Below are 14,018 nucleotides of genomic sequence, written 5' to 3' on the forward strand. Positions count from 1 at the left end.
TGCCCCTCGAGGTCAAATGGAGTAAAGCAGCGGTGGCCGAAGAGCAGCCACCTTGCTTTCCCCCATTTGCTTGTCGGGGCAAACATAGGCGCTTGCGCATTTCGTGTTAGGATGCGGCAATAGTAAAATATGCGATGAATAGTACAAATACTACAATCATATTTAATAAATTATATCTCATTCTTGAAATCGTCTGTTCAAATTTCCCTGATTTTTTAACTGCTGTAATGCCTGCGTATATTATTAAAATGGCCATGACAAAAGAAAGAATCGGGTGGAGTGGATAAATTCTTACATTTAAGAAATGGACAATAATCACCGCAATAGCCATAACGATGCCATAGGCAACTTTTTGGTAAGTAGGATCTTTCACTATTTTCTCTCCTTGAAATGAAGTGGTTAGTTCGTCTTCAAGTATTCCTTTAATTCATTTTCTAAAAATGGCTGAGCATTTAGCATCTGTTTAAATTGTTGATAGGCTTCCATTTGTTTAGAGGTTGGCTTATGTCCTGTTCTATAAGCACGTATTAAAATATTCTTTGGTGTGTTTTCTAAATCTATAAATTCCACTAATTGAGCTTCATATCCTACCATATTTAAGATTTCCGCTCGAATAGAATCTGTTGCTAGTGCTGAAAAGCGTTCTTTAATGAGACCATGCTTCAACATGATATCTAAATTAGGTGCTTCGAGCTGTTTGTTCAATTCGTGCTGACAACAAGGAACACTTAATATGACACTCGCATTCCATTTGACTGCACGCGCTAGTGCCATATCTGTCGCTACATCACAGGCATGTAAGGTGACAACCATATCTACGGCAGTTTCTTCGTTGTAATCATTTATATCTCCTACTAAAAATTCAAGCTGATCATAGTTTAAGTCTTTAGCTATTTGCGAACATTCCTCAATGACTTCCTTCTTCAAGTCAAGCCCGGTGACGCGAATGTCTAAGCCCTTTTCAATTTTTAAGTAGTGGTATAGCGCAAACGTTAAATAGGATTTACCAGAGCCAAAATCGAGGATTCTAACCGTTTTATCCTTTGGTAAGTAAACAAGAGTATCATCAATGAATTCAATAAAGCGATTAATTTGTTTAAATTTATCATACTTTTGTTTTTTCACTTTTCCTTCAGCAGTTTGTACCCCTAAACGAATTAAAAAAGGATAAGGTGTGTGCTCGTCTAACAAATAATTTTTTTTGCGGTTATGAGACAAATTCACTTGTTTAACAGAAGCTGTTTTTTCAGCTTTAAACATAACTTTATTTTTCTTAGAGAGTTGTATTTGAAGCTTTTCCTCAAGAAAATCAGCATGGAATTGACGGAAATCCTCCAGTAACTTCTCCCATATAGCAGGAAACTCTTCTAATAGAATATTTTCGTGCTTTAAAATACGTTCGTACTGGTATTCTAATTGGATATGATACATATTTTTTATCTCAATAGGTTTTAATTTTACACGTTTAATTTCATTTGATTTAGCCCTTGGTTGACTAACAGTCGCCTGAATAAGCTGTTTAGATAAAATTTGGTCTAATACCTTTTCTTTCATTTCTAGGAATTCCATTAATATCGCCTTCTTTTTCGTAAGATACTTGAAAATAGTGTATCACAACGAGATATTACGTAGGTAAAGAAGTTCCTTTATGAGACGAGAGAAAACACTTAATACTCTTTTATACTATCAGAATTTTATGATAATATAAATAATAAGTAGTCAATCGAAAGGGGAGATTGGTTTGTTAAATGAAAAAACGATTGGAGAGATTGTTAAGGAAGCAGCGAGTTTGTTTCCTAATAGAGAGGCCTATGTGTACCCAGAGCATGGGATTCGTAAAACGTATAAAGAGTTTGATGCTGAAACAGATGAGCTTGCAAAAGCCTTCATTGGAATGGGTATTCAAAAAGGGGAACATATAGCCATTTGGTCAGACAATAAAAGAGAGTGGCTACTAAGCCAATTTGCCACTGGCAAAATGGGAGCCGTTTTAGTAACCGTCAATACTAACTATCAGGAGAAAGAACTTGAATATCTCTTGCAGCAATCTGATTCTACTACCCTTATTTTATGTGAATCCTTTAAATCTACTTCTTATCTCGATATTATTCGAGCAATTTGTCCTGAAATTATTACGTCTAAAAAAGGAAACATCCAATCTGAAAAGCTCCCTCATTTTAAGAGAGTAATCGTAATGAGTGAAAATGACTATCCAGGGATATATAAATGGTCAGAGTTTGTTGCATTTGCAAATAAAGTGTCTGATGAGGCTTTAGATGAGTATTTGGAAGCGCTTCACAACGATGACGTGATTAATATTCAATATACATCCGGTACTACTGGATTTCCAAAGGGAGTAATGCTGTCCCATAAAAACATTGTTAATAACGGTCAACTCGTTGGGGACTACATACATCTTACAGAACATGATCGTTTATGTATTCCTGTTCCTTTCTTTCATTGCTTTGGATGTGTAATGGGTACGATTGCTTCGGTAACGCATGGCACAACGATGGTTATAATTGAACAGTTTGATGCAGGGAAAGTATTGAAAATGGTACAGGATGAGAAATGCACTGCCTTGCACGGAGTACCTACGATGTTCATAGCGGAGTTAAACCACCCAGATTTTAAACAATTTGATCTGTCTTCCTTACGTACTGGAATCATGGCTGGCTCGATTTGTCCAATTGAGGTCATGAAAAAAGTGATAGAAGACATGGGTGCTTCCGAAATAACCATTGCTTACGGACAAACCGAAACATCTCCAGTTATTACGCAAACTAAAACAGACGATGCAATTGAAAAACGCGTATCTTCGGTTGGTAAGGCTCATCCGGGAGTAGAAGTGAAAATTATTGACCCAGCAACTGGAGAAGATATCCCCGCAGGAGTGCCTGGCGAGCTCTGCACAAGAGGATATTTAGTCATGCAGGGCTATTACAAAAATGAAGAGGCTACAAATTCGACAATTGATGACAATGGGTGGCTGCACACTGGTGACATTGCGGTAATGGATGATGAGGGTTATATCGACATAACGGGTAGAATTAAAGATATGGTAATTCGAGGTGGTGAAAATATCTATCCTAAAGAAGTAGAGGAATTTCTTTATCAGCACCCATCTATACAAGATGTACAGGTAGTAGGAGTCCCAGACCAAAAATATGGTGAGGAACTTATGGCATGGGTTATTTTAAAGTCTGGTGAAAATCTTACTCCGGAGGCTTTAAGGGAATATTGTAAGGGGAAAATATCTTATCATAAAATACCGAAGTACATTGAATTCATTGATGCATACCCAATGACCGCTTCTGGGAAAATTCAAAAGTTTCTGCTCAGAGAAATGTCGAAAAAGAGAGTGGAGGTATAAAAGGTTTATTTCCTGGGAAATCGACAAAAAAGTATAAAGCTTAACAAAAGCGACATAGAGCATCCTTATATTAAGAGATTGTTTACTCTTTAAGCACCGAGATTACAATCGGTGCTTTTTTCTGTTTTACTGTATACTAAAATGAAGGAAATGGAACATAATTTTAGGATAAGAGGTGAAAGCATGTATCTAGACCATATAGTTCATTTTGTAGAAAAAAATCCATTAGAAATAGCTGAGGATTGGCAACAGCAAGGGCTTCATGCTGTAGTTGGAGGGCAACATATAAACTGGGGAACGTATAATGCGCTTCTTTATACAAAAAATAGTTATATAGAATGGCTGTCAATTGAAGATGAGCATATTGCTCAAAATACAGATCATCCTTTAATCAGTTTGATGTTACATGATTTAAAGAAAAGTCCGGGATTTGGGACCATTTGCATTCGGACATCTAAAATTGACGTATTGAAACAAGAACTTGAAGAGAAAGGTATAGAAACCTCCGGAGTCTTATATGCTGAGAGAAAGACAACCAGTGGATTTGTACGTAAATGGAAGATGCTGTTTATCCGAGAGGAAGTAAGCGACCAATTACCAATGCCTTTTTTCATTGAATGGCAGGAAACAGATGAGGATAGGTATGAGTTGCTAAAAAAAGATGGAACAATTGTGGAAAGCAATCTTCAGCTGTCCATTGAAAGTTGTGAGTTTCATGTTAAAAAACCTAGGGAAATAATAAAAAAATGGGAAAAATACTTGAATGTAGAGCAATATGATGATCAAACACTATTGCTACCAAATACGAAATTAGTATTTAAACAACTTGAAGATGGAACAAAAGAAAGGCTAATACGTGTGCAAATCAAAGGCGACTCCAGACAAGAAGCTATTATTTACGAACAAGGAGAATATCGTTTTAAATTATGAGGAGGATTTTGAATGGAAGAGTTAGTGGAAAAAGCCATAGTAGTGGCAGTAAAGCTACAAAAGGACGAGCATTTTGATTATGAACTAGAGGAGCTTTATAACTTAGCCGAAGCTTTAAATGTGGAAGTAGTCGGTGAAATGACGCAAAATCTAGAACGAGTTACATCCTCCCATTATGTAGGAACAGGAAAGGTAGAGGAGATTAAAAATCTTTTTGACGCAATGGATGCTAACTTAGTCATTTTTAATGATGAGCTTTCTCCATCTCAAATTAGAAATTTAGAACGGGATTTAGAATGCAAGGTAATAGATCGTACCATGCTGATTTTGGATATTTTTGCTCGACGTGCAAAGTCTAATGAAGCACAAATGCAGGTAGAGCTTGCACAGCTTCAATATATGCTTCCGCGATTAGTTGGTCTTAGGGCGTCTCTTGGTCGTCAAGGTGGAGGAACTGGTGGAGGATTCAAGAACCGTGGTGCTGGTGAAACCAAGCTAGAACTGGATCGTCGTAAAATTGAAGACCAAATATCGAAGCTAAAAAAAGAATTAGAACTAATTAAGGACCAGCGGGAAACACAAAGAAAGCAACGTAAGAAAAACAATATTCCAGTAGTTTCCTTAGTCGGTTATACTAATGCTGGAAAGTCGACTATCATGAATCAGCTATTAAATAAAGTTGGGCAAGAGCAATCTAAACAAGTTTTTGAAAAAGATATGCTGTTTGCTACTTTGGAAACATCCGTGAGACAAATAAAATTATCGGATCAAAAAGAATTTTTACTCACTGACACAGTTGGGTTTGTCAGCAAATTACCCCATCATCTAGTAAAAGCCTTCCGTTCAACTTTGGAGGAGGCAAGAGATGCAAATCTATTGCTTCATGTAGTGGATGTATCGAACGAGGAACACCGATATATGATGGATGTTACAAATCATACCTTACTGGATGTCGGGGTGGAGGACGTACCAACTATCTATGTTTATAACAAATCAGACTTGGCAGAGTTGAAGTATCCATATATATCAGGAGATAATATTTGGATATCTGCCAAAGAGGGAAAAGGTCTAGATGAGCTGCTAGAGATTATTAAGAAATATATTTTCTCAGACTACGTTCAATGTAACTTGTTAATACCCTTTGACCGTGGAGATATTGTCTCCTATCTAAATGAGAACGCTTCGGTCAAATCTACCTCCTATGAGGAAGAAGGGACCTTAGTCCATGTAGAGCTCAAAAAATCAGATTATAATCGCTTTGAAGAATATGTATATCAATTATAAAAAGGAAAAGCTGCCATAACTGGCAGCTTTTTTGAAAGGGAAGAAAATATATTAATTCCCATTTATATAAATGAGTAAACAATTACTAAGTGATTTCCGCTCTAGGCGGACGCATTCCGCGGGGGAGCGATTAGCCATCACCGTCGCTAGCGCGTCGTTTGTGATGGCTGATCTGTCTCCCTCCTCCCGCTGGAGTCACCGTCGCTCCAACATGCATTTGTTTTTAGATTTAAAGCTGTTTAAAGTAGACATTCATTACTTTTGAGAAAAAATATACTAACAGTTATATGTGTTTATTATCAAGTCAATCCATAAAAAAGCAGAACATAACATTAAGTTATGTTCTGCTCAAATAAACTAAATTTGTTGAAATTGTATATTATGAAGTCTAGCGAATATTCCATCTTTAGCCACAAGCTCATTATATGAGCCATCCTCGGCAATTCCTTCTTCTGTCACTACAATTACCCGATCTGCATCACGAATTGTTGCCAAACGGTGGGCAATTATAAGTGTAGTTCGATTTTCTGCGAGTTCCATTAAGGATTGTTGTATAATTTTCTCTGTTTCTGTGTCGAGAGCGGATGTTGCTTCATCCAAAATGAGAATAGGTGGATTCTTTAAAAACATACGAGCAATTGCAAGTCTTTGCTTCTGTCCCCCAGATAGCTTCAGACCTCGTTCACCAATTTGCGTGTCATATCCATCAGGGAGTGAAGCTATTAAGCTTTCTAAATGAGCTTTTTTAGCAGCACTATGAATTTCCTCATCGGTAGCGTCTCTTTTGCCGTAAGCGATATTTTCACGAATGGTGCCAGTGAACAAAAAGACATCCTGCTGTACAATTCCAATTTGGGAACGAAGGGAGTGAAGTGCCAAATCTTGAATATTTAGTCCATCAATGGAAATTGCTCCTTCATTTACATCATAAAATCTAGGTATTAAGGAACAAATGGTTGTTTTCCCTGCTCCAGAAGGTCCTACAAACGCAACTGTTTCACCAGCTTGAATAGATAGATTAATATCTTTTAAAACAGATTGGTGATCATCATATCGGAAGCTAACATGGTCAAAGGAAATATCTCCTTTTAAATGCTGAACTTGAAGGGCATTTGGCTTGTCTACAATTTCTGGCTCTTGCTCTATTAATTCTAGGAAGCGTTTAAAACCAGCCATTCCTTTTGGATATAATTCCAATAAAGCGGTAATTTTATCCACTGGCTTAATTAGTACATTTACATATAAAATAAAACTTACTAGCTCTCCAGAGGTTATGTAATCTTGGTAAGAGAACCAGGCTCCTACTACTAGTACAACTAAAGTTACTAGCCTTGTCATCATATAAATGCTAGAATGAGTACCTGCCATGACTTTGTAAGCTGCTAGCTTTGCTAATCGGAATTGTGAATTGTCCTCTTTGAATCTTGAAATTTCAAAATTTTCATTTGTAAAGGATTGGACCACACGGGCTCCGGAAACGCTGTCTTCCACTCTTGCATTTACGTCAGCGATTTTGCCGTACATATTCTTCCATGCTTTATTCATCATTATATTTCCATAGGTTGCAACGATGGATAAAAAAGGAACCATAATAATAGCGATAACAGCCAGCTCAGGATTTATGTTGAACATAATAGTGAAGGCCCCTATAATCGTCATAATAGCGATAAATAGGTCTTCTGGTCCGTGATGTGCTAGTTCTCCTATATCAAATAGGTCATTTGTGATTCTACTCATAATGTGGCCCGTTTTGGTGTTATCAAAAAATCGAAATGATTGTCGTTGCACGTGGTTAAACAGTTTTTGTCTCATATCAGTCTCAATATTAATACCTAGCTTATGCCCCAAATAACTCACGACATATTGGAGAACGGTACTAATAATGTAAACGAATAAGAGCACAATACTAACTCGAACAATTGTAGCCCAATTACCGGTAGGAAGAAGATCGTCTATAAACCATTGCACAGCTACTGGGAATGCTAGTTCTAAAATTGCAACAAAAACGGCACTGCTGAAATCAATAATAAATAATCGTTTATGTGGTTTGTAAAATGAAAAAAATTTTTTAAGCATCTCGTAACTCCCTTTTCATTGTCATAACGACTATTATAACTAATAATTTCAGTTGTCGAAATATTATAATGTTTCTTTTTTGAAAAATTAGGGAATATTTAATTATATTTTTTGTAGAAACGAGGCGTAATAAGATGTTATCGAAAGAAGAAATAGTAAAATCTGTACCTCAAACAGGGTTTTTTGGCCAACCTAAGGGTCTTCTATCCTTATTTTTCACGGAGTTCTGGGAGCGTTTTTCATACTACGGTATGAGAGCAATTTTAATCTATTATATGTACTACGAAGTGACCCAAGGCGGTTTAGGGCTAGAACGATCAACAGCTAACTCTATTATGGCCGTTTATGGTTCATTAGTATATATGTCTGGGATTATCGGTGGTTGGATAGCTGATAGGTTATTCGGTACTACTAGAACAGTGTTCTATGGCGGAGTATTAATCATGATTGGTCATATAATACTGGCATTTCCTGGAGGATTAACTACCTTATTTTTATCGATGGCGTTTATCATCATTGGTACAGGTCTATTGAAAACTAATATTTCTACTATAGTTGGTGATTTGTATTCAGCGGATGATGCTCGTAGAGACTCAGGATTCAGCTTGTTCTACATGGGTATTAACATGGGAGCGTTCGTTGCACCATTAATCGTAGGAACAATTGGTTTAGAGTACAATTTCCATTTAGGATTTGGACTTGCGGCAGTAGGTATGGCAATAGGTTTAGTAGTCTTTTTAACTACGAAGAAAAAATATTTAGGTTTGGCAGGCTCTTATGTACCAAACCCACTTTCTAGTGAAGGAAAGAAAAAATTCTTTACTAGATTAGCAATAGGTGTTGTGATTATTGCCGCCCTTGGTTTCTATTTAATCCAAGCTGGTATTATGACGATTGATGTTTTCACAATGACTATTTCCATATTGGGTATTCTTATACCAACCCTATACTTCATAGTTATGTATAGAAGTGATAAGTCAACAGCAGACGAAAAGTCTCGTTTACTTGCTTATATTCCACTTTTCGTAGCAGCTATGATGTTCTGGGCAATTCAAGAACAGGGTTCCAATATTTTAGCCCAATATGCTGATGAGCGAGTAGATTTAACACTTGGCTCTTTTGAAATTTCACCAGCCTGGTTCCAATCGTTGAATCCATTATTCATCATTGCACTCGCTCCACTCTTTGCTTGGCTATGGGTGAAACTTGGAAATAGACAGCCGTCTACTCCTCGTAAGTTTGCATATGGATTATTCTTTGCAGGTTTGTCTTTTGTTGTGATGATTTTCCCTGCTTACTTTAATGGTACTGATACGTTAGCTAACCCGATGTGGCTAGTTCTAAGCTTCTTCTTAGTAGTACTTGGTGAATTACTTCTTTCACCTGTTGGTTTGTCTGCAACTACAAAGCTAGCACCGGCAGCCTTTGCTGCTCAAACAATGAGCTTATGGTTTATGACAAATGCTTCGGCACAAGCAATCAATGCTCAGGTTGTTAAATTGTATAAGCCTGAAACGGAGATTATGTACTTTGGAGTAATTGGTGCAATAGCGATAGGATTGGGGTTAATCCTATATGTAATGACACCACTAATCCAAAAATACATGCGCGGTATTCGTTAATTTTTCTTAAAAAGTGAAACCTTTCGTTAATTTGTTCGTAAGTTATGTTGTGAAACAAAGAAGGGATGGGAATAAAGTGAAAAAATGGAAAACGCTTTTAGCAGTTACTACACTTACTTTTGGTTTAGCCGCGTGTAATGAAACTGCCACACCAGCAAACAAGAACGTAAAAGAAACTAGTGAGATGACTTTAGAAGAAGTGTATAACAAATCAATGGCAGTGTCTGAGGAATTGAAAAGTGTCTCTGCTAAAGTAGACTTAGCACAAAAGATGCATATACCGAGCGAAGAGATGAATGTAGATATTAGCACTGCTATGGACATGAATTTAATAATAGAACCTATGCAGATTTATCAAAAAGGAACTACTTCTATGAAGTCTGAAGATGGTTCTATGAACGAAACAATGGATACAGAAATATACTTCAATGATACTGATTTGTATATGTATGAAGGAACAACGCAGCAGTGGATGAAGTTACCACAAGAAGCAATGGGTGACGTCATGGCACAAACAAATTCTGCAAATCCTGCTAATTCACTAGCTGAAATTGAAGAATATTTAAAAGACTTTAAATTTGAGCAAGATGATAAAAATTATATTTTGACACTTGATGCATCAGGGGACAAATTTAACGACTTAGTACAAGCACAAATAGATGAAACAATGCAAAGCATGGCACAGGCTGGAGAAGATGTTCAACTAGACGTTAAAATTAACTCAATTAACTATTTAATTCATATTGATAAAGAAAGCTTCCAAACTACTAAATACGATGTAATTGTAGATATGGACATGGAAGCAGAAGGCGAGTCTATTAATATGAAACAAGATTTAAAGACAGATTTCTCTAACTTTAATGGAGTCGATAAAATCGAGATTCCACAAGAAGTTATTGATAATGCTGTAGCTATCTAATCTAATTTAAATTTTTCAAGTCTGCATGTAATTGTTAGGTATATGACAATTACATGCAGACTTTTTGTTTAGTAATAAATTTATAAAGAAATAGAGAACTACTTTGGTGCACAAGTTAAATGCGATAAAGAATGCAAAAAAATCGTTTACCTGTTCCAGAAGCATATCTGTTAACTGTATTAGGTATAGAACAGTTAGACTTAACTACTGAGCGCGAGGAGAAATTCCTCGTGTTTTTTTGTAAAAAAAGATTATATTGCATGTATGCTTGAATATTTTAATTACTTACTTAGAAAAGTAATGTTAGTAAAAGAAAAAAATAGGGAACACTAATGAAGAAAATTACTTAAAGCAAATTGGATGGTTGCTGGTCTAATGTAAGGAGGCACTAAGCATGTATGATTGTATTATTATTGGAGGCGGTCCAGCGGGGCTGGGTGCAGGTTTAACGTTAGGAAGAGCAAGAAGAAAAGTTGCCTTGTTTGACGATGGAACAAATCGAAACAGAGTGACCCATGAATCGCATGGATTTATCACTCGGGATGGGATAAAACCTCATGAATTCAAAGGTATAGGACTTAAAGAGCTAGAGAACTATCCGAATGTCTCTTATTTCAATAAAACGATTATTGAAATTGGAAGAGAAGGAAACGAAGGTAATTTTATCGTTAGAACAAGAGATAATGAAGAATACGTTTCAGAGAAGCTCTTACTAGCTACTGGCATCCAAGAAATGTTTACAATTGAAAGTATTCGAAGCTTTTATGGAAAAAGTCTATTTAGCTGTCCGTATTGTGATGGATGGGAATTGCGCGATAAGCCTCTTTTAATTTTAGCGGAGAAAGAAGAACACGTTCTTCATATGGTTAAGCTAATTTATAATTGGTCAAATGACTTGATGGTTCTAACCAATGGAAAAGAATTATCTCACGAAGGTATGCAAGAGTTGGCTAAACATAATATTGAAATAAAGATTGAGAAAATAGATGAGCTTATAGGAGAAGCGGGTTATCTAAAGGGAGTAAAGTTAGAATCTGGAGAAATTATAAATAGAACTCAGGGATTTGTTGCGCCCACATATTATCGTCCAAATTATTTTGCAGAAAAATTAGGGTGCGAAATAGATGAAAAGGGAAGGGTAATGACAGATCCTCGATGTCGTGCATCTCAAAAAAATGTTTATGTGGCTGGAGAAACAAGAAAGCCTATTCCCTCATCACTAATGATTGCGGCTGCAGATGGAAATAAAGCAGCAGTATCTATTAACACAGATTTAACAGAAGAGCGTTTCTAAATATTTTAAAGCATATATAACTTTATGAAGGATGGCCTTGAAATGAGTCATGACCATCCTTCATAAAGTTTTATCACATAGAATAGTCTGTTCCAAGGTTAGATAATAATTTACCTATTTCATTAGGTATTGAATGAAGGGACTAGAAAAGTCCTTTTATATTGCTCACTACATATTTTTATAAACTGTAATTCTCTAATTCTTTGTACTTATAAGTTATCTAGCTTATAATTTTTATAACTAATAGGAGGGATACTGTGAAGAAATGGTTCTATCCACTTGGACTTGTTACATTACTAGGGTTTGCAATGCTGTATTTAAACATTACAAAAGATGAAGTGGTGTCATTAGACCACAAAATGTCTAACCTACTTGGTGGCAGTCAATTCATCACGGCATTTCACTATTTTGGAGATACAAAATTTATATTGCTTATCGCACTATTAATCATATTATTGTTGTGGATTCGATCTCATAATTATCGTGGCATGTTATTTGTTTTGTTTACAGTTGGGGTAGGGAATGCTTTAAACCAACTACTAAAAAAAGTGATTCAGCGAGAACGTCCTGATGTATCCAATCAATTAGAAACGTTTAGCTTTCCATCTGGACATGCGATGGTAGGCTTGCTCTATTTGTTTACAATTGCTTATTTAGCTACTGAGCATCAGACAAACAAAAAAATTTCGTTAACTATTTGGTCAGGAGCCATATTAATGACCATTATGATAGGTCTTTCGCGAATAGCGGAATCACGTCACTATGCATCAGACGTGTTTGCTGGGTGGATGGCAGGGTATACATGGTTTATACTAGTTGCTATTTGGTACGAGCTTAGAAAACGTAACAGAAAAAGTAAAAAGAATAAATTATAAATCCTTTCCAATTAACGGAGGGGATTTTTTGTAAGGAGGAAATTTTTTGTTTGAGATACCGAACCATTTAATGGATTTATGCATAAAAAGAATAGAGGGTTATCCGGTTGAGGGTTTTGTAAAAGGGAAAGGTCCAAGAAAGCCTACTCTTATGCTAATTGGAGAGGCGCCTGGAGAAAATGAAGCCATTCAGGGTATTCCTTTTATCGGAAGAGCAGGTGAGGAATTGAAAAAATCCCTAGCCAGTATAGGTTTAACAAGGGAAGACGTATATATGACAAGTGCCGTAAGAAGTCGTCCCTTCGTTTGGAGAGAGAAAAAGGAAAGAAACGGAGAAGCAGTAAGAAAAAAATATAATCGACCGCCTACTCAAAAAGAAATTATTGCACATGCCCCTATTTTGGACTACGAAATAACAAATATTTCACCCTTACTAATTGTTACTTTAGGAAATGTAGGATTACAGCGATTACTAGGAAGAGAAGCAACGGTTTCTAAATTACATGGGCAATTACTACAAAAGCCTGTTCAATTTCTACAGTCGCTAAACTCATCAGAATTTGTGTGGTCCACTGAAACCTATACCATTATCCCAACCTATCATCCTGCTTCAGTATTCTATCGTCCATCTAATCGAGATTTTTTAGAAGAAGATTGGATAAAAATCGGTGAATATATTAAAAGCCAAATATTATGATATCTTCTTGTGTTGAATAAAGTTGCTTGAAGGAAACTTTTTAAGTATAATAAGTTTATATTAGAGAGAAAGAAGATGGGTCAATGGATGGAAATGTAGTTTTTGCATTATTACTTACTTTGTTTGCTGGCCTTGCTACTGGGATAGGGAGTTTGTTGTCTTTACTTACTAGTAGAACAAACAAAAAATTCTTATCTGTAGCTCTTGGATTTTCAGCGGGAGTAATGATCTATGTTTCGCTCGTGGAGATTTTCGTTAAGGCAAAAGACTCCTTAGTAGAAGAACTAGGATCTACTAATGGCTATTGGGCTACATTAGCTGGTTTTTTTGGAGGAATGATTTTCATAGCCTTAATAGACCGATTGATTCCTTCACATGAAAATCCGCATGAAGTAAAAAGTGTTGAGGATATGAAACTCAAGCCAGCTAATGCAGAAGATGCTCGTTTAATGAAAATGGGTATGTTCACTGCACTTGCTATTGGTATTCATAATTTTCCAGAGGGGATTGCCACTTTTGCTTCAGCATTACAGGATCCTAATCTTGGTATAGCAATTGCTATTGCGGTAGCTATTCATAATATTCCAGAGGGGATTGCGGTAGCTGTTCCTATATTTTATGCTACGGGCAGTAGAATGAAAGCATTTAAATTGTCGTTTTTATCAGGGCTTGCAGAACCAGTAGGCGCTTTAGTTGCCTTTTTAATATTGATGCCATTTTTAAATGGAATTATGTTCGGAGTAATTTTTGCAGCAGTAGCAGGTATCATGGTGTTTATATCATTGGATGAACTACTGCCAGCAGCTAAGAAATACGATGAGACTCATTCTTCTATGTATGGAGTAGTGGCTGGGATGCTTGTGATGGCTTTAAGTTTAGTGTTAATGGCATAAAGAGAAGGCAGTGCAATTCTCCTTAATAAGAGGGGAGTGCATGCTTTTTTGAGCT

Annotated in this window: 12 protein-coding genes; 9 read left to right on the top strand and 3 right to left on the bottom strand. The window is 36.3% G+C overall.

Features of this window, described 5'->3' with window-relative positions:
* Nucleotides 1-106: 106 nt before the first annotated feature.
* Nucleotides 107-373, bottom strand: coding sequence for a hypothetical protein (locus tag H9650_RS18365; protein WP_154312175.1), 267 nt, complete (start codon nt 371-373; stop codon nt 107-109).
* A 26-nt stretch (nt 374-399) separates the two neighbouring features.
* Entirely contained in the window at nt 400-1,569 is a 1,170-nt protein-coding gene (locus H9650_RS18370) for a class I SAM-dependent methyltransferase (RefSeq protein WP_154312176.1), read from the bottom strand.
* 166 nt (nt 1,570-1,735) lie between these two features.
* Here H9650_RS18370 and H9650_RS18375 point away from each other — a divergent pair, with 166 nt between their 5' ends.
* The 3 genes from H9650_RS18375 to hflX all read left to right on the top strand — a co-directional run bounded on the left by H9650_RS18375 (nt 1,736) and on the right by hflX (nt 5,587).
* On the top strand, nt 1,736-3,373 hold the full coding sequence (locus H9650_RS18375; protein WP_191697908.1) for an AMP-binding protein: 1,638 nt from the start codon (nt 1,736-1,738) through the stop codon (nt 3,371-3,373).
* Between the two features lie 183 nt (nt 3,374-3,556).
* Nucleotides 3,557-4,303 carry a VOC family protein gene (locus H9650_RS18380; protein WP_154312178.1) on the top strand — a complete coding sequence of 249 codons (747 nt, stop codon included), beginning with the start codon at nt 3,557-3,559 and terminating at the stop codon, nt 4,301-4,303.
* A 12-nt stretch (nt 4,304-4,315) separates the two neighbouring features.
* Complete coding sequence (hflX, locus tag H9650_RS18385; RefSeq protein WP_191697877.1) at nt 4,316-5,587, top strand: GTPase HflX; 1,272 nt, start codon at nt 4,316-4,318, stop codon at nt 5,585-5,587.
* 357 nt (nt 5,588-5,944) lie between these two features.
* On the opposite strand, the gene H9650_RS18390 is transcribed toward hflX, so the two are convergent.
* Nucleotides 5,945-7,663 carry an ABC transporter ATP-binding protein gene (locus H9650_RS18390; RefSeq protein ID WP_151112403.1) on the bottom strand — a complete coding sequence of 573 codons (1,719 nt, stop codon included), beginning with the start codon at nt 7,661-7,663 and terminating at the stop codon, nt 5,945-5,947.
* A gap of 134 nt (nt 7,664-7,797) precedes the next feature.
* On the opposite strand from H9650_RS18390, the gene H9650_RS18395 reads away from it, so the two are divergent.
* From H9650_RS18395 to zupT, 6 genes are all read left to right on the top strand, one after another.
* Nucleotides 7,798-9,285, top strand: coding sequence for a peptide MFS transporter (locus tag H9650_RS18395; protein ID WP_144539471.1), 1,488 nt, complete (start codon nt 7,798-7,800; stop codon nt 9,283-9,285).
* Between the two features lie 76 nt (nt 9,286-9,361).
* Complete coding sequence (locus tag H9650_RS18400; RefSeq protein ID WP_154312180.1) at nt 9,362-10,204, top strand: DUF6612 family protein; 843 nt, start codon at nt 9,362-9,364, stop codon at nt 10,202-10,204.
* A 394-nt stretch (nt 10,205-10,598) separates the two neighbouring features.
* Nucleotides 10,599-11,498 carry an NAD(P)/FAD-dependent oxidoreductase gene (locus tag H9650_RS18405; protein WP_191697878.1) on the top strand — a complete coding sequence of 300 codons (900 nt, stop codon included), beginning with the start codon at nt 10,599-10,601 and terminating at the stop codon, nt 11,496-11,498.
* A gap of 257 nt (nt 11,499-11,755) precedes the next feature.
* The gene (locus H9650_RS18410) at nt 11,756-12,373 is read left to right on the top strand and encodes a phosphatase PAP2 family protein (RefSeq protein WP_144539477.1); all 618 of its coding nucleotides are present in this window, start codon (nt 11,756-11,758) and stop codon (nt 12,371-12,373) included.
* Nucleotides 12,374-12,443: 70 nt separating this feature from the next.
* The gene (locus tag H9650_RS18415) at nt 12,444-13,070 is read left to right on the top strand and encodes a uracil-DNA glycosylase (RefSeq protein ID WP_151113835.1); all 627 of its coding nucleotides are present in this window, start codon (nt 12,444-12,446) and stop codon (nt 13,068-13,070) included.
* A gap of 83 nt (nt 13,071-13,153) precedes the next feature.
* Nucleotides 13,154-13,963, top strand: coding sequence for a zinc transporter ZupT (gene zupT, locus H9650_RS18420; protein ID WP_144539479.1), 810 nt, complete (start codon nt 13,154-13,156; stop codon nt 13,961-13,963).
* Nucleotides 13,964-14,018 lie beyond the last annotated feature (55 nt).

The sequence above is a fragment of the Psychrobacillus faecigallinarum genome, assembly GCF_014836595.1.
GTDB classification, from domain to species: domain Bacteria; phylum Bacillota; class Bacilli; order Bacillales_A; family Planococcaceae; genus Psychrobacillus; species Psychrobacillus faecigallinarum.

Excerpts from the sequence above, each read along its gene's own strand:
- H9650_RS18370 (WP_154312176.1), bottom strand. The coding sequence starts at position 1,569 with ATGGAATTCCTAGAAATGAAAGAAAAGGTATTAGACCAAATTTTATCT.
- H9650_RS18380 (WP_154312178.1), top strand. The coding sequence starts at position 3,557 with ATGTATCTAGACCATATAGTTCATTTTGTAGAAAAAAATCCATTAGAA.
- hflX (WP_191697877.1), top strand. The coding sequence starts at position 4,316 with ATGGAAGAGTTAGTGGAAAAAGCCATAGTAGTGGCAGTAAAGCTACAA.
- H9650_RS18390 (WP_151112403.1), bottom strand. The coding sequence starts at position 7,663 with ATGCTTAAAAAATTTTTTTCATTTTACAAACCACATAAACGATTATTT.
- H9650_RS18395 (WP_144539471.1), top strand. The coding sequence starts at position 7,798 with ATGTTATCGAAAGAAGAAATAGTAAAATCTGTACCTCAAACAGGGTTT.
- H9650_RS18405 (WP_191697878.1), top strand. The coding sequence starts at position 10,599 with ATGTATGATTGTATTATTATTGGAGGCGGTCCAGCGGGGCTGGGTGCA.
- H9650_RS18415 (WP_151113835.1), top strand. The coding sequence starts at position 12,444 with ATGGATTTATGCATAAAAAGAATAGAGGGTTATCCGGTTGAGGGTTTT.
- zupT (WP_144539479.1), top strand. The coding sequence starts at position 13,154 with ATGGATGGAAATGTAGTTTTTGCATTATTACTTACTTTGTTTGCTGGC.